At 54.4% G+C, this 19,693-nt stretch carries 25 protein-coding genes; 6 read left to right on the top strand and 19 right to left on the bottom strand.

Translation table 11 applies throughout. From position 1 onward, the window contains the following. Positions 1-20: 20 nt before the first annotated feature. From spoIIIAG to FHS18_RS05980, 8 genes are all read right to left on the bottom strand, one after another. Positions 21-671 (bottom strand): stage III sporulation protein AG, encoded by a 651-nt coding sequence (spoIIIAG, locus tag FHS18_RS06015; protein ID WP_183598002.1) that lies wholly within the window; start codon positions 669-671, stop codon positions 21-23. 36 nt (positions 672-707) lie between these two features. After that, positions 708-1,436, bottom strand: a complete 729-nt coding sequence (gene spoIIIAF, locus FHS18_RS06010; RefSeq protein WP_183598000.1) for a stage III sporulation protein AF — start codon at positions 1,434-1,436, stop codon at positions 708-710. Between the two features lie 33 nt (positions 1,437-1,469). Next, positions 1,470-2,702 (bottom strand): stage III sporulation protein AE, encoded by a 1,233-nt coding sequence (spoIIIAE, locus tag FHS18_RS06005; protein ID WP_183597998.1) that lies wholly within the window; start codon positions 2,700-2,702, stop codon positions 1,470-1,472. 6 nt (positions 2,703-2,708) lie between these two features. Then, the gene (gene spoIIIAD, locus FHS18_RS06000) at positions 2,709-3,104 is read right to left on the bottom strand and encodes a stage III sporulation protein AD (RefSeq protein ID WP_183597996.1); all 396 of its coding nucleotides are present in this window, start codon (positions 3,102-3,104) and stop codon (positions 2,709-2,711) included. A gap of 34 nt (positions 3,105-3,138) precedes the next feature. After that, the gene (gene spoIIIAC, locus FHS18_RS05995; RefSeq protein ID WP_183597994.1) at positions 3,139-3,342 is read right to left on the bottom strand and encodes a stage III sporulation protein AC; all 204 of its coding nucleotides are present in this window, start codon (positions 3,340-3,342) and stop codon (positions 3,139-3,141) included. Positions 3,343-3,357: 15 nt separating this feature from the next. Further along, entirely contained in the window at positions 3,358-3,876 is a 519-nt protein-coding gene (spoIIIAB, locus tag FHS18_RS05990; protein WP_183597992.1) for a stage III sporulation protein SpoIIIAB, read from the bottom strand. Continuing rightward, positions 3,869-4,879: a stage III sporulation protein AA gene (spoIIIAA, locus tag FHS18_RS05985; protein WP_183597990.1), complete on the bottom strand. Its 1,011-nt coding sequence runs from the start codon at positions 4,877-4,879 to the stop codon at positions 3,869-3,871. Before spoIIIAA ends, spoIIIAB begins: the two co-directional genes overlap by 8 nt. A gap of 120 nt (positions 4,880-4,999) precedes the next feature. Continuing rightward, positions 5,000-5,266: a DUF2619 domain-containing protein gene (locus FHS18_RS05980; protein WP_183597988.1), complete on the bottom strand. Its 267-nt coding sequence runs from the start codon at positions 5,264-5,266 to the stop codon at positions 5,000-5,002. A 226-nt stretch (positions 5,267-5,492) separates the two neighbouring features. Between FHS18_RS05980 and comA the strand changes: the two genes are divergently transcribed. The 3 genes from comA (at position 5,493) to FHS18_RS05965 (ending at position 7,731) form a co-directional block, all read left to right on the top strand. Beyond that, positions 5,493-6,341, top strand: a complete 849-nt coding sequence (gene comA, locus FHS18_RS05975) for a phosphosulfolactate synthase (protein ID WP_183597986.1) — start codon at positions 5,493-5,495, stop codon at positions 6,339-6,341. Positions 6,342-6,395: 54 nt separating this feature from the next. Further along, on the top strand, positions 6,396-7,106 hold the full coding sequence (locus FHS18_RS05970; RefSeq protein ID WP_183597984.1) for a 2-phosphosulfolactate phosphatase: 711 nt from the start codon (positions 6,396-6,398) through the stop codon (positions 7,104-7,106). Positions 7,107-7,269: 163 nt separating this feature from the next. Further along, the gene (locus FHS18_RS05965; RefSeq protein ID WP_183597982.1) at positions 7,270-7,731 is read left to right on the top strand and encodes a DUF441 domain-containing protein; all 462 of its coding nucleotides are present in this window, start codon (positions 7,270-7,272) and stop codon (positions 7,729-7,731) included. Positions 7,732-7,819: 88 nt separating this feature from the next. Here the strand turns inward: FHS18_RS05965 and FHS18_RS05960 are convergent, their stop codons facing one another. From FHS18_RS05960 to FHS18_RS05940, 5 genes are all read right to left on the bottom strand, one after another. Next, complete coding sequence (locus FHS18_RS05960; protein WP_183597980.1) at positions 7,820-9,073, bottom strand: aspartate kinase; 1,254 nt, start codon at positions 9,071-9,073, stop codon at positions 7,820-7,822. Between the two features lie 123 nt (positions 9,074-9,196). Next, entirely contained in the window at positions 9,197-9,763 is a 567-nt protein-coding gene (efp, locus tag FHS18_RS05955) for an elongation factor P (RefSeq protein WP_183597978.1), read from the bottom strand. 34 nt (positions 9,764-9,797) lie between these two features. Further along, positions 9,798-10,871, bottom strand: a complete 1,074-nt coding sequence (locus FHS18_RS05950) for a M24 family metallopeptidase (protein ID WP_183597976.1) — start codon at positions 10,869-10,871, stop codon at positions 9,798-9,800. 38 nt (positions 10,872-10,909) lie between these two features. Beyond that, positions 10,910-11,362: a type II 3-dehydroquinate dehydratase gene (gene aroQ, locus FHS18_RS05945; RefSeq protein ID WP_183597974.1), complete on the bottom strand. Its 453-nt coding sequence runs from the start codon at positions 11,360-11,362 to the stop codon at positions 10,910-10,912. A gap of 74 nt (positions 11,363-11,436) precedes the next feature. Beyond that, a complete protein-coding gene (locus tag FHS18_RS05940; RefSeq protein ID WP_183597972.1) occupies positions 11,437-11,961 on the bottom strand; it encodes a YqhR family membrane protein in 525 nt (174 codons plus the stop codon). A 194-nt stretch (positions 11,962-12,155) separates the two neighbouring features. On the opposite strand from FHS18_RS05940, the gene FHS18_RS05935 reads away from it, so the two are divergent. Next, a complete protein-coding gene (locus tag FHS18_RS05935) occupies positions 12,156-13,106 on the top strand; it encodes a DUF1385 domain-containing protein (RefSeq protein ID WP_246427478.1) in 951 nt (316 codons plus the stop codon). Positions 13,107-13,135: 29 nt separating this feature from the next. Then, complete coding sequence (locus tag FHS18_RS05930; RefSeq protein ID WP_183597970.1) at positions 13,136-13,423, top strand: transporter permease; 288 nt, start codon at positions 13,136-13,138, stop codon at positions 13,421-13,423. A 2-nt stretch (positions 13,424-13,425) separates the two neighbouring features. Here the strand turns inward: FHS18_RS05930 and FHS18_RS05925 are convergent, their stop codons facing one another. Both FHS18_RS05925 and mntR read right to left on the bottom strand, forming a co-directional pair. Next, positions 13,426-14,361, bottom strand: coding sequence for a patatin-like phospholipase family protein (locus FHS18_RS05925; protein ID WP_183597968.1), 936 nt, complete (start codon positions 14,359-14,361; stop codon positions 13,426-13,428). A gap of 157 nt (positions 14,362-14,518) precedes the next feature. Beyond that, complete coding sequence (gene mntR, locus FHS18_RS05920) at positions 14,519-14,941, bottom strand: transcriptional regulator MntR (RefSeq protein WP_183597966.1); 423 nt, start codon at positions 14,939-14,941, stop codon at positions 14,519-14,521. A 267-nt stretch (positions 14,942-15,208) separates the two neighbouring features. Here mntR and splB point away from each other — a divergent pair, with 267 nt between their 5' ends. Beyond that, on the top strand, positions 15,209-16,273 hold the full coding sequence (gene splB / locus FHS18_RS05915) for a spore photoproduct lyase (RefSeq protein ID WP_183597964.1): 1,065 nt from the start codon (positions 15,209-15,211) through the stop codon (positions 16,271-16,273). On the opposite strand, the gene FHS18_RS05910 is transcribed toward splB, so the two are convergent. The 4 genes from FHS18_RS05910 to FHS18_RS05895 are packed head-to-tail and all read right to left on the bottom strand — an operon-like array spanning position 16,270 to position 19,633. Next, complete coding sequence (locus tag FHS18_RS05910; RefSeq protein WP_183597962.1) at positions 16,270-16,983, bottom strand: cytochrome c biogenesis CcdA family protein; 714 nt, start codon at positions 16,981-16,983, stop codon at positions 16,270-16,272. The two genes, splB and FHS18_RS05910, sit on opposite strands and share 4 nt — an antisense overlap. A gap of 27 nt (positions 16,984-17,010) precedes the next feature. Next, a complete protein-coding gene (locus tag FHS18_RS05905; protein WP_183597960.1) occupies positions 17,011-17,811 on the bottom strand; it encodes a metal ABC transporter permease in 801 nt (266 codons plus the stop codon). Then, positions 17,799-18,611: a metal ABC transporter ATP-binding protein gene (locus FHS18_RS05900; protein WP_246427477.1), complete on the bottom strand. Its 813-nt coding sequence runs from the start codon at positions 18,609-18,611 to the stop codon at positions 17,799-17,801. The genes FHS18_RS05905 and FHS18_RS05900 overlap by 13 nt, the downstream gene beginning before the upstream one ends. Positions 18,612-18,661: 50 nt before the next feature. Then, entirely contained in the window at positions 18,662-19,633 is a 972-nt protein-coding gene (locus FHS18_RS05895; RefSeq protein ID WP_409348536.1) for a metal ABC transporter solute-binding protein, Zn/Mn family, read from the bottom strand. Between the last annotated feature and the right edge of the window lie 60 nt (positions 19,634-19,693).

Here is a 19,693-nt window from a genome sequence, read left to right as displayed (position 1 = left end):
TCCCTTATCTTCTTCTCGGATTATGAAGCATGCTTGCGCGGAATAACCGATATGTTCGTAATCGGGACGTTCAGCCCCTTTTGCACCGCGTCCAGCAAGAGGCGCCTTACCGTCTGATTCTCCGCCCCTTTGGCCACGATCATGACACCGCGGATTTGCGGCTTGATATATTTGGTCACCAGCGGCTCCTCGTCCCCTCCGGACTGGTACAGCACGATCTGACCGTCCTTCGTAATCGAAGTCGTATTGCGGCTGCCGCCGTTCTTATCCTTCTCGTTCGTGATCTGTTGGGACTCCTTCTCGTTACGTCCGAGGATCTTCTCTTCCGTCGAATCGATCGTAACGAACACATCGACCTCGCCGACCCCAACGATCTTCTCCAGTATGTCCTTCAGCCGGTTCTCGAGCGGCCGTTCGATCACATCGAATGGCGTTTCCTCACTGCCCCCGCCTTTGAACGCCGCCTGATCGGAGGGTTCAATCTGGGATTCCTGCTGCTGCGTCTGCGCGGAGGCTGGGTCAATGGTCCGCAAGGTTAGAAAGGAATTGAACAACACAAGCCCTATGCCGATGGCGCCGATCAACAGCAGCCATCTCATCGTGTTCACCCGCTTCGCGCCCCCCGGCCCTCCGCCGATGAGCTTCTCGAAACCCTCCAGCCATTTGGCCACTTATATTCACCCCTTTCTTGGAATCTGTCTGTATATTCAGCTCTCTTCCGCAGCCGACCCACGCACTGCGACGAGCGAAGGATTAATGGAGAAACTCTCCTGCAGAACGGACCGAATGGCAACCATTTTCCCCTCTTCGACCGAAGCCATCGCTTCCTCGGCTTGATCAACTGGCGCAGAGGCTTGATCTCCTTGTGACGCCTCTGCATCGATCGTAATCGGCTCGATATCGGGCACATCGGCGATCTCCTCCGTCGTGACGCCGATATCGTCTGCAGCCGTCAGCTTATCCGACTCCTCCTCGGAAGTCGCTAAGGTAACGACGACCTGTTCAATGGCCGGTTCGGCAGCGCCGTCTTCCCGCACCAGATTCACCTGCACCGCCTGCACCGCCAGTCCGGTCCGCTGCTCGATCTCGAGCACCATCGCTTCGCCTAACCTGGCTTCTGTTAAGGCATCCGCTGCCTTGTCCTGTTTGCGCTTAAGCTCTTCCGCGTCCCGCTGGATATCCTGCAAGGTTGGCATCTTGTATTTGACCTGATTCGGAGAATCGAGCCAAGCGTCGAAGCTCTCGTGCAGCTTCGTGCCGAAATCCCCTTGCAGCGCGCGCATGACCGGCGAGAGAATGGTCAGCAGGATGATCAGCCCCGCGACCAGCCTGACATATCGCTGCATGGACTTGTTCGGCAGCAGCAGGTCTACAATTCCAGCGAGCAGCACGACTGCGATTATCTGCCGAAGCCAAGCCGCGAGCCAGTCCAGCATGGGATCACCTACTTCATTGTCTTGTGCGTGACGTCATCTGATCATGACCGCAGCATTACCGGCCGTCAGGATGATCGTTACGGCCAGGAAGAACATCAGCCCGACGGCAGCGAGAGCAGCGAATACATAGATAAGCGTTTTGCCGATGGTCTGTAGACAGCCGACGATCGGACTGTCGCCGAGCGGCTGCATAACCGCAGCTGATACGTTGTAGATCAAGGCCAGCGTCAATATTTTGACCGCGGGAAAGGCGCAGAGCAGAATCAGGATGATCACGCCTGCAAGGCCGATCGCATTCTTCACCAGTAAGGAAGCGGACATGACGGTATCGGCAGCATCGGAGAAGGTTCGTCCGATGACAGGCACGAAGTTGCCGGCGACGAATTTGGCGGTGCGCATCGTGACGCCGTCCGTCACCGAGCCGGTTGCTCCTTGGACGGAGATGACGCCCAGGAAGATCGTAAGCATGACGCCCATGAGTCCGATCGCGAAATTACGCAAGACATTTGCCAACTGCGTCACTTTGAACTTGTCGGTAATCGCGCTGGCGATATGCAACACGGCCGAGAAGAACAACAGCGGGAACACGATGGTGTAGATGACCGTTCCGACCGCATGGATCATGAAGATGATCAGCGGATGCATGACCGAAACCGTCACCACGTTGCCCATGCTCGCCAGCAGCGTGAGCAGCAGCGGGATCATCGCCATCATGAACTCGATCATGCCTGCAATCGCATCCTTGGCATACCCGATGGCGACGTTGAAACTGTTGACGGCAATGACGATCATGACCATGTACGTAATGCTGTAGGCGACCTTGCTGACCGTGTTGCGTTCGAATGCGGTCTGCAGCGTCTCCAGAATCATGCTGAACACCGTGAGCATGACGATCGTGACGAGAAGTTTGCCGTTGTAGAGAATCTCATGGAGCACGTATTCCATCAGCCCGCGCAGAATCGTGGTCAGCTTCAGCCCTTCGCCGCCAGGGAGGATCATCTCCATGAAGCTCGGGACTTCGCGGTCCGGGAATAACCCGCCATACTCGTCCATCAGCTTATTCCAATAGGACTCCACCGCTTCCGTATCGATGCCGCTGAGCTGCTCGTCCGCAATCGCATTCGGATTGGCTGGCTGAGCTTCCGTTTGCGGCGCCCCCTCTTCTCCTGCGAAGACGAATTCCGATAGCGGCATGAGAGTAAGCACGGCCAACAAGAGAACGACGAGACACGCTTGGACCTTGAAGATCAGCCTTGTATGCTTCATCGCCGATCAACCTCCTGCCGGGAGCAGTCCGATTACCGTCTCCACGATAACGCCGATGATCGGGACAGCCATTACGAGAATGAGCACTTTGCCAGCGAATTCGATCTTGGAAGCGACGCTGTCTTGCCCGGCATCCCGCACGATCTGGGCGCCGAATTCGGCAATATAGGCGATGCCGATGATCTTAAGAATGGTCTTGAGATAGATCGAAGGGATCCCCGAGCGGTCGGCCAATTGCTCCAACACGCTGATCACCGCCTCGATCTTGCCAATCATATATAGGAAGATGAATAATCCAGTGAATGCGGCCAACAGGAAGGCGAACATCGGCTTTTGTTCCCGAACGACGAGCGTAAGCACGGCTGCGATGAGTCCAAGTCCGACGATTTGAATTATATCCATTCGGGTTTCACCTCACCTCGCCTGCCTTTTTCATTCATTGGAATAGGAATATCGCTTTGATCTCCTGAAACAGATCATTCAGCAACCGGACGACCATGAACAGCACGACAACGAATCCGATGAGCGTTACCCAATGCGCCATATCTTCTTTGCCCATCTGCTTCAGAACGGTATGGATCATGGCGATAATAATACCGATTCCGGCAATTTGAAAAATGGCGCTAACATCTATGTTCATTCACCCGGCACCCCACTAAACGATCAATATGACGACAAGCGCTGCAACCAGAACGCCAAGGCTTCTGCTCATTTTTTCATAGCGCGCTTGTTCATCTCTTGCCGCCTCCTCTTCCGCACCGAGCTGTGTCTCCGCAAGCTTCAGATGCTTGATTTGGTCGTCTCGGTCACTTATGCCAAGCGACGTGCCGAGCCGAATGAGCGCCGAGCGTTCAGCGCTTTTCATCGCCGTCGACGGCCAGTGCTTCACGACCGCTTGCTCCCAGCACTCCCGAAAGCTTAATTCGTTATCCTGAGCAAGCAATCGGCACACCTCATGGAACATGCTCTTGATCGGCTCAGGAAGATGAATCGCTGTATTGGACATGGCCTCCGGAAGCGGCGTGTAGCCGTACCCGATCTCGGTCTCGAGACGCTGAAGCGCATGAATCAGCTGGCGGATCTGACGCGGCCTGGCCGCGAATCTGGACGCTTGCTGAAAGCCGATCATCGTACCGGCGAACAAGATCAGCACGGCGCCGATCAACTTAACCATGGACACTGCCTCCTGTCGCTGGGGCGCGCTCTCTGGCCGCCGGCGATCGTGCCGCAGGGCCTGTACGAACTACGCGGCTGATTAGCCCCTCTTCGCTTCGCTGCAGCTCAACGCATAGCTCGAATGCTCCTGCTTCGAGCAGCCTGCGCAGTGCCGGGCGTCCGCGCGCCTCTTCCAAATCTTTGGCATGTGCGGTAGCGACGACAGCAATGCCGGCATAGCTGGCGTCCAAGATGGCGTCCGCATCTTCCGGACGGCCAATTTCGTCGACAATGAGTACCTCCGGCGACATCGAACGAAGCATCATCATCATGCCTTCGGCTTTGGGACACGCGTCCATGACGTCGGTTCGAGGCCCGATATCGAAGGAAGGAACGCCGCGGATGCATGCCGCGATCTCGGAGCGCTCGTCCACGATGCCGACTTTTCTCCCTTCCCATCCTGCCGCCGCCGGATGACCCCAAGCGCCAGAGCTGACCGACCGGGCCAGATCGCGAACGAGCGTGGTCTTCCCTTGCTGCGGAGGAGCAACGATTAACGTGGGGAGAACCGATCGTCGGCTGAAATCGAGCAGCTTCGGAAGCACCTTTGCGGCTGACCCGACAACCTCACGCGCGATCCTCACGTTGAACGCCCCTACCTCACGGATGCCTCTTACGCTTCCTGCTTCAAGCACGGTTCTACCCGCAATGCCGATTCGGTGGCCGCCGCCGACCGTAATATAACCGCGGCGCAGCTCCTCTTCCATCGCATACAGCGAATGGTTCGTGACTCGCTCCAGCAGCTTCCGGCAAATGTCGGTCCCGGGCTTGTACGCTGCTTCAGGACGTGTATGGAGGACTCCGTCCGATCCGACAAAACGAAAGCTGCCTTCGTACCCAATCTCCAGCGCACGATTCTCCCTTACGCGAATCTCCTCAACGGTCAGCTTAACCCGCTGCGGCATGCGTTCAAGCACGGCGGCTAGTTCTGCCGGGAGCAGGTGTACCACGCGCGTCAGCATTGCGGTTCCCTCCTTTGATCCATCCAAGTCTTGCCTGTTGCGAATCGATAACTTGCTCCATCCTATGCGGACAACCCGCCTAGTATGACAAGCTCCTTGCCTTTTCTCGCAATATCGAATCTATTTTTTAAGAATACCGACCATCAGGCACGTTATCCCCGCTATAATCCATGCCAGTTTGCCCATGGACAATTTATCCGACATGCCGACAAGACCGATCGTCGTCGTCGCAATCAGAATAAGCGGACCGACGAAAGCCAGCGACGAATTCACGACTAGCGCCTTGTCAATCTGATTAAGCCTTAACATAATAAGCGCCGCTATGATTTCGATCGAACCGGAAAGGATCCGCAAAGTGGCCATGCTGAGCACGATTTTATTAATCACATCTCCCCCTCCTTTCTTCGCTTGATCGCCAAGCTACTCTATCAAACCAACCTGTGAATGCCTTGCTTTGCTATAAGCATATGCAAGCTTGTCTATGGTTCATGACGAAATGAAAGAAGGTTGTCGGTAGGAATCAGGGCGGGCACATGCCCGGTACGCCGTGCATATGATGCTCATGTTACGACCACCATTGTCTAAAGGATGACAAGAAGCGAGGAGATTGTGAATGAAATCATTCCAACGTGCGGCATGGCCGAATCAGCTGCATGACCCGAGTGAGCAGCGCAGCCCAAAGTGTGAAGCGGATCGGTCTACCGAACGCGGGCAGACAATGATCATCGATAAAGGCTTGGGGCGCCATGCCTTCGATGATCTGATCGAGACGAGCGCCGATTTCGTGGACTGTATCAAACTTGGTTTCGGCACGGCGCCTCTATATAAAACGGACCTGCTTCTGTATAAAATCGAGCTGGCCAAAAGGCACGGTCTTCACGTCATGCCAGGCGGGACACTGCTTGAAACAGCCGTTTCGCAGGATATCGTACCGTTGTTCTTCGAGACGGCCTGCCGGCTGGGATTTACGGCGATTGAAGTTTCGGACGGGACGATCGAACTATCGCGTGCGAAACGGACCGAATTAATTCAGGAAGGTCTGCGGCACGGCCTTCGCGTTGTGACCGAGTACGGGAAGAAGCTCTCCGGCTCCCTTGTCGATGCCTCGGAACTGGCGGTTACGGCAGATAGCGATCTGGAGGCAGGCGCGTCGTTGGTCACGATCGAAGCCCGCGAATCTGGCGTGGGGGTTGGCCTGTTCGACAATCAGGGCGATTGCAGGCAAGATGCGTTGGAGTCGGTTTGCCGGATTTTTCCGGAGACGCACATGCTGATGTGGGAAGCGCCGCTTAAACAGCAACAGGTGCTGCTGCTGCAGAAGTTCGGCCCTAATGTGCATCTGGGCAATATTCAGCCAGGCGAAGCGCTGGCTCTGGAGACCATGCGGAGAGGACTTCGCTCGGATACATTCAAATTTGGGGTTCGCGAGTTATCGGCGGAAGCCCTACATTACATGATTTAGCCGCTCTCCAAGGCCTATAGCGAGAGCGAATAAGGAAGGCGGAGTCGAAAGACTATGCATATTGAAGTCATATCCACCGTAAACGAAGCCAGAGAAGGCCGGCTGGCTCAGCGGACGGCTATCGTCATTGACGTACTCCGGGCGACCAGCACGATTGTCACGGCGCTTGAGGCTGGCGCTTGCGGCGTCGTTCCGGTCGAGACTGTACTGGAAGCAAGAGCGCTCGGACGGTCAGGCGATTTGCTCGCCGGAGAACGTTTTTGCCGGAAGATTGCCGGCTTCGAGTTAGGCAATTCTCCATATGAATTTACGCCAGAGGTGGTCAGGAACCGCAGAGTCGTGCTTACGACTACCAATGGCACGCGTGCGCTGCACAAGTCCCTTCGGGCAGATCACGTACTGGCCGGTTGTCTCATGAACGCAACAGCCTGCGCCAAAGCCGCGGCAGAGTTAAGACGTGATGTCGTCCTCCTCTGCGCCGGCAGTCATGACGAATTCGCGTTGGAAGATGGGTTGTGCGCCGGACTTATCATTTCAAAAATCAAATCATTCTGCGGCCAGAACGTCGAAACCGACGACTTCGGAACGGCGATGCACGGGTTCTACCAACACGCCCAGCACAACGTCGTGGGAACCTTGCTGTCCGGAACAACCGGGAAGCGGCTCATTAAGCTGGGATGTTCACGCGATGTGGAACGTTGCGCGCAGATTGACTGCAGTCAAGCCGTTCCTCGCCTGCAAGGGGATACGCTGCAGCTGAGCTGACATAACTGAAGGGCTTGTTTCATAGAGTAAGCTATGAACGCGCCAAGCCTTGAGGACAGTGCAGCCCTACCTGGTCTGTCGACCGTGAACGCGAGGACCACTTTCTCCCGCTTCCTGCGGCCAAGACGCGTTACACGTATTCGGGGGATGGGGTCGTACGGGTATGAATGGGCAAATCATTCTTGTTATCCTTATCATCGTCGGTCTTATAGGCAGATCGCCTATCATATCAACCGCAGCGTGCGTGCTGCTTATCGTCAAGCTTATTCATCTTGAGCGGTTCATGCCGACGATCGAACGGCGAGGCCTCGAGCTCGGCTTGCTGTTCCTTACCTTCAGCGTACTCGTCCCTTTCGCTACGGACCGAATTACGATGAAGGATATCGTTAATGCGCTAACCTCCTGGCCCGGCATTCTGGCGCTGACCGGCGGTGCGGTCGCGACCTACGTCAATGGCAAGGGACTCGAAATGTTAAGGCTGGACCCCCAGCTTGTCGTCGGTCTAGTCGTCGGTTCGATCATCGGGATCGTCTTCTTCCGCGGCATTCCGGTCGGCCCCCTGATGGCAGCAGGCATTACGGCCATATTGTTCAAGATTTTCACCATGATTGCAGGAAAGATGTAACCATGCAGCACAAAAAAAGCCGGTCTCTAGCAGCCCTTCATTGGACTGCCAGCGAGACCGGCTTTTCTAATACGCGTTACGATAGGGATTAACGGCGATCTTGCGGTCCGCCAACGAATACTTGCTCAGCCGTATCCAATCCGTATGCCGTGTGCAAGCCGCGAATGACGTCTTGGACTTGTTCGGCAGCGATGACACAGGATACTTTGATCTCCGATGTGCTGACCATCTTGATGCTGACGCCGAGCTTCGAGATCACGTCGAACATCTTCGCGGCTACGCCTGGATTGCTGACCATGCCGGCACCTACGATCGATACTTTCACGAGACCGACTTCAGAAGTCACTTCACGGTAAGGAACGTTACCACGGATACTCTCCACGACCTGTTTGGCTTTCTCTTCGTCGTCGAGCGACACGGTGAACGAGAAGTCAGCTTTGCCGCCTTGAACACCGCTTTGTACGATAATATCGACGTCGATTCCGTTATCCGCGAGCGCGCCGAACACTTTGGCCAGAACGCCCGGCTCGTCCTCGACGCCAAGGATACTGATTCTTGCTACGTTCTTGTCAAATGCGATGCCGCGGACGACAACTCCTTGCTCCATGACTGCTTCCTCCTTCACACTCGTACCTTCGTTTTGCGTAAAGCTCGAACGCACTACAAGGCGTACATTGTAATGCTTGGCGTATTCGACCGCGCGCGGATGAAGGACAGCCGCACCGAGGTTGGCCAGCTCCAGCATCTCATCGTAAGAGATTTCATCCAGTTTACGAGCGCATTTGACCACGCGAGGGTCAGTCGAATAGACGCCATCTACATCCGTATAAATCTCGCACACGTCGGCCTTGATTGCAGCTGCAAGCGCAACCGCAGTCGTATCCGAACCGCCGCGGCCGAGTGTCGTAATCTCGCCTTCAAGCGTCATGCCCTGGAAGCCCGCAACGATAACGGCGCTGCCTGCATCAAGCGCTGCGAAAATCCGATCCGGGGTAATATCCGTAATTCTTGCCTTGCTGTGTACAGCTTCTGTACGGATACCGGCCTGCCAGCCTGTGAACGATACGGCGCTATGTCCAATCGCATGAATCGCCATCGACAAAAGCGCGACCGAGATCTGCTCGCCTGTCGTCAGCAGCATATCCATCTCGCGCGCCGGCGGATTCGGATTAAGTTTCTTCGATTGATCGATCAAGTCATCCGTTGTATCACCCATGGCAGAAACGACGACGACGACCTTATGACCGGCTTCCTTATAATCGGCAATCCGTCTGGCGACACGCTGCATCCGTTCCGTCGTGCCGACGGAGCTGCCGCCGAACTTCATCACAATCAACGACACCGCTGATCCACTCCCAACAACGATTTCTATAACGTATACAAAATCAGATTATAGCACAATTCTGCCTATTTGAATATGACAAAACCGTCCGTGCAATGCACGGACGGTGCCAAAAATCCTCGCTTAGTTCTCTTTAGCGCGGGAGATGTATTTGCCTTCGCGCGTATCGATCAGAAGCACGTCGCCTTCGTTGATGAACAGCGGAACTTGAACGTTCAGGCCTGTTTCGACCGTTGCGTTCTTCGTAGCGCCTTGCGCCGTGTTGCCTTTAACGCCGGGCTCAGTCTCGGTGACTTTAAGGTCAACGCTGTTCGGCAAGTTGATGCCGATAATCTCGCCTTGGTAGCTCGTGATGTTAACGGTCATGTTCTCTTTGAGGAAGTTAACTTCCCATTCCAGCTGCTTCTTCTCCAGCGTGAACTGGTCGTAAGTTTCGTTATCCATGAACGAATATTCGTTACCCGAGTTGTACAGGTATTGTACCGCGCGGTTCTCGATGATGGCACGGCCGATGTTCTCGCCTGCACGGAAAGTACGCTCAACCGTGTTGCCGTTACGAAGGTTCTTCAGCTTCGAACGTACGAATGCTGCGCCTTTACCTGGCTTAACGTGTTGGAAATCGATAACTGTGAAAATATCGCCTTCTACTTCGACGGTAAGGCCTGTTTTAAAATCGTTGACTGAAATCACTGCAATTTCCCTCCTAAAGGTAGTAAACCATGAACTATCCCAAAATATGTAATTCCTTTGATGAACCGGTTAGCAATGTATTGCCCGTCTCGGTGATGACGATATCATCCTCGATCCGCACACCGCCAAAGCCCGGCAAATAAATACCCGGCTCTACCGTTACGGTCATCCCCGGCTCCAGTACCGTATCGCTCATCTTCGACAAGCGAGGCGCTTCATGGATCTCCATGCCCAAGCCGTGGCCTGTGCCATGGCCGAACATATCGCCATAGCCATAGCGGGTGATCACATCGCGGGCGAGCGCATCCGCTTCACGGCCGGTCATGCCTGGCTTGATCCCGGCAAGCGCTGTCAGCTGCGCTTCCAGCACGATCGCGTAGATCTCGCGGTGCTTCTCGGTTGGCGAGCCTACAACGACTGTCCGGGTCAAATCGGAACAGTAACCGTTATAGTAGGCGCCGAAATCCAGCTTCACGAATTCATTATTGCCCACAATTCGTTCGCTTGCTACACCGTGAGGCAATGCCGACCGTTCGCCGGAGGCTACGATCGTCTCGAAAGATGGCCCGGCAGCCCCGCCTTTGCGCATGAACGTCTCCATCTCCAGAGCGAGATCCAGTTCGCGAATGCCAGGCTTAATGATGTTCAGCATATGGCGGTACGTGTCGTCCGCAAGCGCCGCAGCCTCACGCATAATAGCCAGCTCCGACTCATCCTTGAACATTCGCAGCTTCTCGATCATGCCGGACACCGGCACCAGTTCCACGCTTGCCAAGTCTTGCTTCCATGCCACGTATTCCGAGAAAACGACATGGTCCTGCTCGAAGCCCAGCCGCTTCACGTGATGCGTGCCCGTCAGCTCCGCAATCGTCTCCATCAGCTTGACTCCATGCTCTACAACCGTGAAGCTTGGCGCTTGTTCAGGAGCCTGCGTCCGATAGCGGAAGTCGGTTACGAGGAAGCTTTGCGTGGCTGTAATAAGCAGCACGCCGGCAGAACCGGTAAAACCGCTGACGTAACGGCGATTGACCGCACTTGTGACGAGCAGCCCATCCAAGCCAAGCTCGCTCATCCGATTTCGGACTCCCGATAAACGATTGTTCGTCATCGTCCTCTTCCTTTCCCATGCCTGCCGTTATTCTTAGGTCAGCTTCTAGACTGTTCAGCCTTGAGATGACTGACAAGTCCGCTTAGGCCAAGTATGTAGCTCTGCGCTCCGAAGCCGGCAATCTGTCCTATCGCCACAGGAGCCGTTACGGACACATGCCGGAACGGCTCACGTTTATGGATATTGGAGAGATGCACTTCAACGAAAGGAATGGCTACTGTACTCAGCGCGTCGCGCAGCGCATAGCTGTAATGCGTCAGCGCGCCGGGATTGATGACAATTCCATCCACGTTGCCGTATGCCTCATGAATACGATCGATGAGATAACCTTCGTGATTCGATTGATAGAACGAAATCGATACCCCTAGCTCTGCAGCTTGGGCCTGTACCATCGATTCGATCTCCTTCAATGTGGTCGTTCCGTAAACACCGGGCTCACGAACGCCAAGCATGTTCAGGTTCGGTCCGTTCAATACGAGTATGGATAGCATAAGGAACCTCCCCAGCGCATAGATCAATTGCCATTTTACCACAATGTCCTGCGCTTTGAGAAGTATCTCATCACTTATCTGGCGCCGGCGCGGCCAACCCCGGACATCATCGGCTCTCTGGACGCCTCATCGTGGAATTCGAATGCGTACGTGTAGCCGATAAACAAGCCCCAGATGAGGAATACGGCCAACTCTGTAGAGAGCGTATTATAGCCGATCTGCCTGATCGGTTCGACGAGTCCAAGGAGCGGACCTATGACAAGGAAAAGCCCTCCCCACCATACTGCGCCGTATATCAGGCCGGCCCAAGGCCCCTTGAACCGTCCGAGCAGGAACATATAAAGGAAGGTCGCCACGATCGAGAAGACGATAAAACTTCCGAGTCCGAGCAGCTGGCCCCAGCCTGTCTTCAGGAAGGATATGCGGAAGAAGCTGTCGATAAGGAAGCCCGGCACCACCCTGGTGTACTGCAAATAATACACGATCCATCGGCCGACTCCGAAGATCAGACCGGCGAAAAAACCAAGATTCAGGCCGAACATCAGCCGGTTCGTCCGATGGCGGCGTCTTCTTTTCTGCTGACTGTGCGATACGCGCATCTGTCTCTCAAACCTCCTGTATGTCGTTGCATGGATAGGTGTCTTCCGCTAGTATGCCGCTTTTTTCTTCGTTGTAATCGAAGGCCCATCATTGGCAGTTTGTCGGTAACGGGTACCGCTCGCATTCGGTTCATGAATCAAGTACAATAGAATGAAGAATACATTCCAGACGAACAAAGGATGGTGATTCGCCCTTGTCGCAGCAATCGCGCAATATATACGGAGGGCAAGCCGTCATCGAAGGTGTCATGTTTGCTGGCAAGCATGTCAACGTAACAGCGGTACGGCGCAAAGATAACGAAATCGTCTTCTATGAGGTACCTCGCACCTCGCAGCCCTGGCTGCAAAAGCTAAAGAAAATTCCGCTCGTGCGCGGTGTGGTCGGCATTCTGGAATCAAGCGCGAAGGGCTCCCAGCATTTGAACTTCTCGATGGAAGCCTATGCCGAAGATCATTCCGATGAAGAACCGGATAAGCCTGCCAAGCAGGAGAAAAGCGGTTGGAGCCTCAGCATGATCGTCGGGGTTGCTGTCGCGGGCGTGCTATCCTTTATATTCGGCAAGCTTGCATTCACGGTTGTTCCTGCAGTTCTCGAAGGATTGATCTTTGGACAAGCTGACCTGAATATAATAGTACACAACCTGCTTGAAGGTTTAATTAAGATTCTGTTCCTGTTGTCCTACTTGTATCTGATCTCATTGACGCCGCTTATTAAACGGTTGTTCCAATACCATGGGGCCGAGCATAAGGTGATCAGCGCCTATGAGGCTGGCGTAGAGCTGACGGTTCAGAATGTACAGCGCTTCACCCGTCTACACTACCGCTGCGGCAGCAGTTTCATCGTTTTCTCTGTACTGGTGGGCGTCATTGTCTATTCATTCTTCCATTGGGATAACATGTGGGAGAGGATCTACATCCGGATTCTGCTGCTCCCTGTCGTACTTGGCGCGTCGTATGAAGCGCTTCGTATGACGAACGCGATGCGCGAGCTTCCGGTCTTGCGTTTCCTTGGCTATCCGGGACTGTGGCTGCAGAAGCTGACGACCAAAGAACCGACCGATGACCAAGTCGAAGTATCGATCGCTTCCTTCAATCGGATGCTGGAAATTGACCGCGAGATGGGTCAAATGAGTAAAACCGCTTAAATGCCAAAGTGGGAAGAAAGGGTGAGGTTATGCCACGCAAAATGAGTCCTTTGTTCGTCGTCATTCTTACACTCGCCGGATTGGGTCTTGTCTATCAGCTGTATTTCTTCCCCGAAAGACTGCTCATTCCGGTGATTGTTCTTGGCGCTATCTTTGTGGCTTACTTCCTTCAAATTCGAGGACGGCGCGCTAAGCCTCGGCCGAAGCAAGAAGCAAGAAGAGACACGATGAGCAGCAAGCCAAAGACGCGGAAGACTGTGCCGTTCCGCGTCATCGAAGGCGGCAAGGATGACGACAACCTGCCGAAGTATCACTAAAACTACTTCTGGAACACTCTGCAGCCGGGCTTATCGAAATAAGCCTTCGCCGCTTTATATCCAGACTCGTAGAGCGCATCGCTCTCCGCTTTGGACAGCGAGAAATCGGTTGTGCGAACGCCTAATGTAGGAATCTTGATCGTACGTTCGCGATTGTGCTTCTCAATATACCGTTCGTCATGCGCTTGCAGCATCGTCTCGAACATCGCCTGGAACATGGAAACCGGACCTCGGATTTGACGGGGTTCGGTTTCGTTTTTTCCCACCAATTGATACCCTACGGCCGAAAAGCCGTCGGCCTCCTCCTTATTCGGCGAATCGAACAGCCACATCGGAAAGTTGCTGAGCAGTCCGCCATCCACGACATAAGCCCACATTCGGCGACGGCCGTCCGGCTGTCTGACGCCGCGAGTCATTCGGATCCGTACCGGATCGAAAAAATAAGGAATGCTCAAACTCATCCGCACCGCTGCCGCAACCGGCATCCGCCCCGGGTCAAGGCCGTATTGCCGGATATCGTCCGGCAGCACGAGCAAGCGGCCATTCGTAATATCGGAAGCGACGATTTTCAATTTATTGTGCGGCAGATCATTAAACGTCAGGATGCCCTTCTCCTCCAGCAGCTTCGTAATCCAATATAAGAGCGCTTCTCCGCTGTACAGCCCGCCTTTAATAAATATTCTTGCGGCAGGACCGACGATCTTCAACTTATACAACCCGCCCCGCTTCAAGAACGATTCGAACGGGGTCGCCTCGATCACATGGCGAAGCTGGTCGGCGTTATAGCCTGCAGCCAGCAAGGAGGCAATTATCGCGCCGGACGATGTGCCCGCCAACCGGTTGAACGCAATGCCGCGCTCTTCTGTAGCCTTCACCGCGCCTACGAGCGAGATTCCTTTGACGCCGCCGCCTTCGAATACCGCATTAATGCTCGTCATCTACACCCCTCCCACCGCATGGGAACGCGCTGCCCTTCACGATGCCTGAGGGTCGAACGCTAAAGTGATGTATATGCCGAATCAGCTTGCCTCTGACACGCGCCATAAAAGAAAGAACCGCTCCCTTCAAGAATCGGGAAGCGGCTCTTACTTCAAGCTATTCATTCTCCAGATCGGAGCGTACGGCTCTTAATTCCTCAAGACGGCTTGGATCGCGGCGGAAATATTCCACAAGCGTCTCGATACAAGTGATGGAATCCCAGCTCAGATGATGCTCGATTCCTTCGACATCGGTATAGATGTTCTCGTCCTGAACCCCAATCACGGTGAGGAAGGATTCGAGAAGCTGATGGCGGTCCACGAGGCGCTTGCCCATCTTCTTGCCCTTGTTCGTGAGCACCAGCCCGCGGTATTTCTCATATATCAGGTAGTTGTCCTTATCGAGCTTCTGAATCATCTTCGTCACCGAGGAGGGATGGACTTCCAGACCTTCTGCAATATCGGAAACCCGGGCATACCCCTTCTCGTCAATCAGTTTATAAATACGCTCCAAGTAATCTTCCATGCTTGGCGTCGGCATTGAAAGAACCCCCATTCAGCCATCGTCCCAACTTTACGCGCCGCAACCCATCTGCCTTACATGCGCTGATCGGCGGTTATTTCCCAATCGCCCGCCTGCTTGTACAACCATGCACAAACCTGACAGGCCTCTTATCACTCTATGTATCATACACTGCGATCGACACCGGAAGCAACCTAAGGTGACCGAAGTTTCCATGTTTGGCGAGCTGATGCAGGGCGCAGACTACCCCTTAATGATGCAGCACGCACAAGGAGGCGAATCGCTTTGCAGACAACGTTGGAACGGCCGCCCGCAAGGAAAAAAGCCGAATCGTTCATTCCCGAACTCGTCTATTTTGAACCGGCGGCTCTCGATTATCCGAAAGGGCAGCGAATCATGGAATGGGTGAAGGAAACCGGCATTCCCTTCCGCATGACAACTTCCCATAACCGGATCACGAACTTGCCCGGGGACTCGGAGCTCGAGCAATACAAAATCGCCAAACGGACGCTAGTCGTCGGCCTCCGCAAGACGCTGAAGTTCGATACGTCCAAACCGTCTGCCGAATACGCGATTCCGATCGCCACCGGTTGCATGGGCCACTGCCATTATTGTTATCTGCAGACCACGCTCGGCGCCAAGCCCTATATTCGCGTCTACGTGAATACCGATGACATTATGGATGCGGCGAAAGCGTACATAGACGAGCGCGCCCCCGAGATTACGCGATTCGAAGCGGCCTGTACCTCTGACCCGGTAGGGCTCGAGCCGATCACGGGCAGCTTGGCTGAGCTCATCGAATTCATGGCCGATCAAGAGCACGGACGCCTTCGCTTCGTCACCAAGTTTCACCACGTGGACTCCCTGCTTCCGCTGAAGCACAATGGCCATACGCGCATCCGATTTAGCGTCAATGACAAATATGTGATCAAACATTTCGAGCCTGCTACGTCACGGTTCGAGGACCGTATCGAAGCGGCGGCAAAGGTCGCGCGCGCCGGCTATCCGCTCGGCTTCATCGTTGCGCCGATCATCTGGCATGACGGCTGGGAGGAAGGTTATGCCGAGCTATTCGCCTCCCTTTCGGAAGCTTTGCCGAAGGATGCGTCGAGCGGCTTGACCTTCGAGCTGATCCAGCACCGGTTCACGAAGACGGCCAAAAACGTGATTGAGAAACGTTATCCGAAGACGAAATTGGAGATGGAGATCGAGAAGCGGAAGTACAAGTGGGGACGCTGGGGACAAGGCAAATACGTTTATCCCGATGAACAAGCAGAAGCGCTCCGCATGTTTATCTCGGAGCGCATCTTTGAACATTTTCCGGATGCAACGATCGATTATTTCACCTAGAACTTCAGCCATTCCGGCGTGATCGAGTTCAGCCAGATCGTAATCTGCGTCATCTGGTTCGTAAAGAGCATAAAGCCCATCAGAATCATAACAGCTCCGCCAATCTTCATCATGACGGCGGAATATCTCACGATCCAGCGCGCAGTCCCGATGAAGAAGGCCAGGACGAAGAACGGAATGGCGAAACCGAGCGAATAGGCAGTCGTCAGCTGGAACCAAGTCCCTGGCTCGGACGCAGCCAACGCCAAGATGGCCGCAAGGATCGGACCCGTGCAAGGCGACCAGCCCGCGGAGAAGCCGATCCCGAAGATGAAGGAAGCGAAGTAACCGGACTTCTTCATTCGAAAGTCCATCTTCCGCTCTCTGAGCAGCGCTCTAGGTTGGATCAAGCCCGTCAGAATCAGTCCCATCAAGATGATAAGCACGGCGGACAGCTGCCGGATCAGTGTCTGATGCTCGGCGAACATATCCGCGAACGCATTGGTACCGTAGCCGAGCGTGTAATAGACCACCGAGAAGCCGATAATGAAGAACAACGTATGGGTCATCGTCTTGAATCGGATGCTCGCTCCCGGCTTATCGCTCTTCAGATCGGTAACGGAGACGCCTGTTATGTAGGAAAGATAAGAGGGATACAGCGGCAGGCAGCAGGGAGAGATAAAAGAAGCAATCCCCGCTCCGAATGCCATCCATATGTTCACATCGGACATGCCTATCGATAACCTCCTTGCCTGGCGTCAAGTTACCCTGCGCCGGAATGTTAGCAAGAGCAGCAGCATCGCGATCAGAAGCAATACGATCGTGCCGCCTGGCGCAAGGTTCCAGACCCCTGCCATAATAAGGCCGATAATCACCGCGAGTTCAGCGACGACAACGACAGTAATCACCGATTGCCGGAAGCTGCGCGCAAGGACTAGGCTGCAAGCCGCCGGAATCGTCAGCAGCGCCGATACGAGCAACGCGCCGACGATCTTGATCGAGACGCTAATGACAAGGGCAGTCAGAATGCTGATCATCATGTTGAAATATCGCGTCGGCAAACCGCTGACCGCTGCCGCATCCTCATCGAATGTGATGAGGAACAGCTCTTTGACATGAAGGCCTACAGCTACCAGCACGATCAAGGTGACGATACCGATGAGCAGCAAGTCGACATCGTCGAGCGTATAGATGCTGCCGAACAAATACCCTTCCACATTAATGCCCGGGCCTGTCTCTAAGGAGAAGAACAAGGAAGCGAGCGCCACCCCGCCCGACATAATGATCGCAATGGAAAGCTCCGCATAAGACTTATAAGCTTTGCGGAGCTTCTCAATCGCGAAGGTAGCGGCAAGGGCGAACAACAACCCGACGGCAAGCGGATAGACGCCGATAATGAAGCCGAGCGCTACGCCTGCGATTGAGACGTGCGAGAGCGTGTCGCCAATCATGGACAGCCTGCGCAAGACGAGGAACAGCCCCATGAGCGGCGCCGTAACTCCGATGAGGATCCCTCCGATTAAAGCTCTTTGAAAAAAATCACTCGTCAAGATTTCCAACTGGCCACGCTCGCTTTCTCCCGGTCAGACAGCTCCCGCAGTTCGCGCAGACTATGGGTCAAATTCGTCTCTCTGCAATCCTCCAGCTCGTGCGAGTGCTTGACATACAGCTTCAGCTTGCCGCACTCCCTTGTTGGCCGATCACCCAGATAGGAACGAATCATGTCCATGTCATGCGATACCATGAGGAACGTAATATTGTGATGTTGATGCATATGCTTGATCAAATGAAAAAATCCTTGCTGCGTCTCGACGTCGATCCCGACCGTCGGTTCGTCAAGAATCAGCAGCGCCGGGTTGTTGATAAGCGCCCGGGCAAGGAAAGCCCGCTGCTGTTGGCCGCCGGAGAGCTCGCCGATCCGTTTGGCAGCCAGGTCCTCGATTTTCATCGCATGGAGCGCTTCCTCACACTTCAACTGATCCGCCTTCGATACGCGCTTGAATAGCTTGCTGCGGTTATATAAACCGGACATGACAACTTCGCGCACCGTCGCCGGAAACAGCGGATTGAACGAGTTCTTCTGCGGCACGTAACCGATTTTATTCCACCCTGAAAAATCGTTCTGCGTCTGGCCGAACAGCTTGATCGTACCGCTGTCGGGCTTCAGCAGACCGACGATCATGCGCAGCAGCGTCGTCTTCCCCGCGCCGTTCGAGCCGATCAAGCCGACAAAATCACGCTCCTGTACGGCGAAGCTGATATCTTCCATGACGGGCTTCTGTTGATAGGCGAAGGAAACGTTACTTACTTCTATAATATTCTGATGGCAAAACGGCTGCTGCATGGGCAGGCTGTTCATCGTGCCGCAAGCCTCCTTTGATCGTTCAATTGTATAACTGGGAAGGAAAACTATTGCAGCGCCTTCACGAGGTTCTGCAAATTCTGCTGCATGAGCGTAATGTACGTGTCACCGTTCTGTTCCTGTTTCTTCGTCAAACCTTCCACCGGGTTAAGGACCAGCGTCTCTGCGCCTGTCTCGCGAGCCAACGTGTTAGCCAGTTCATCGGACACAAGTTCCTCGAAGAAAATGTATTTCACCTGATTTTCCTTGACGAACTTGGAAATCTCCAGCAGATCCTGCGCTTTCGGCTCGGCATCGGGCGTCAAACCCATGATGGCGACTTGATGAAGCCCGTAATCCCGTGCTAAATAACCAAAAGATTGATGGGAAGTGACGATGTCCTTCTTGGTGGTTGCCGCAAGCGTCGTCGTATAGCTCTGGTCCAACTCTTCAAGCTCAGCCTTCAGCTTCTCATAATTGGATTCGAACGCGTCACGGTTGGCCTCGTCGACCTCGATCAGCGCGTCCTTCACGTTCGCAGCCATAATCAGTATCGACTTCGGGCTCACCCACGTATGCGGATCATATTCACCGGCATGATCGTGTTCGTCCTCATGTCCCTCTTCCTCGTGCTCCTCATGTTCTTCTTCCGGATTGCCTAAGATGAGTTCAATGCCGTCACTAAGGGCCTTCGTCTTCAACTGGGTGTCAGCGGGCAGCCCTTCCAGGAAGTCATCCACCCAACCTTCCAGCCCCGCTCCGTTGTAGAGCAATAGCTGAGCCTTCGAAGCCACGTTCAGATCCTGGCTCTTCGGCGACCAATCATGCGGTTCGACGCCCGAAGCAATCAGGTTCACTACGTTCACTTGTTCGCCGCCGATACGCTCCGCCAGAAAATAGACCGGGTAAAAACTCGTGACCACATTCGTCTTGCCTTCTTCGAGCGCGCCGCTGGCGCTATTCCCGCAGCCGGCCGTTACCATCAGCGCAGCCAGAATCACGAAGACGGCTGCCACTTGTTTCCATTGTACCTTCAACAACTTCCATACACCTCATTATCATGCATAACTACTAGATTAGTATAGCCGTAATATAGAACC

It is taken from the genome of Paenibacillus phyllosphaerae, assembly GCF_014192105.1.
Taxonomy (GTDB): domain Bacteria; phylum Bacillota; class Bacilli; order Paenibacillales; family Paenibacillaceae; genus Paenibacillus_Z; species Paenibacillus_Z phyllosphaerae.
This window is presented reverse-complemented; position numbering and strand designations above follow the sequence as displayed.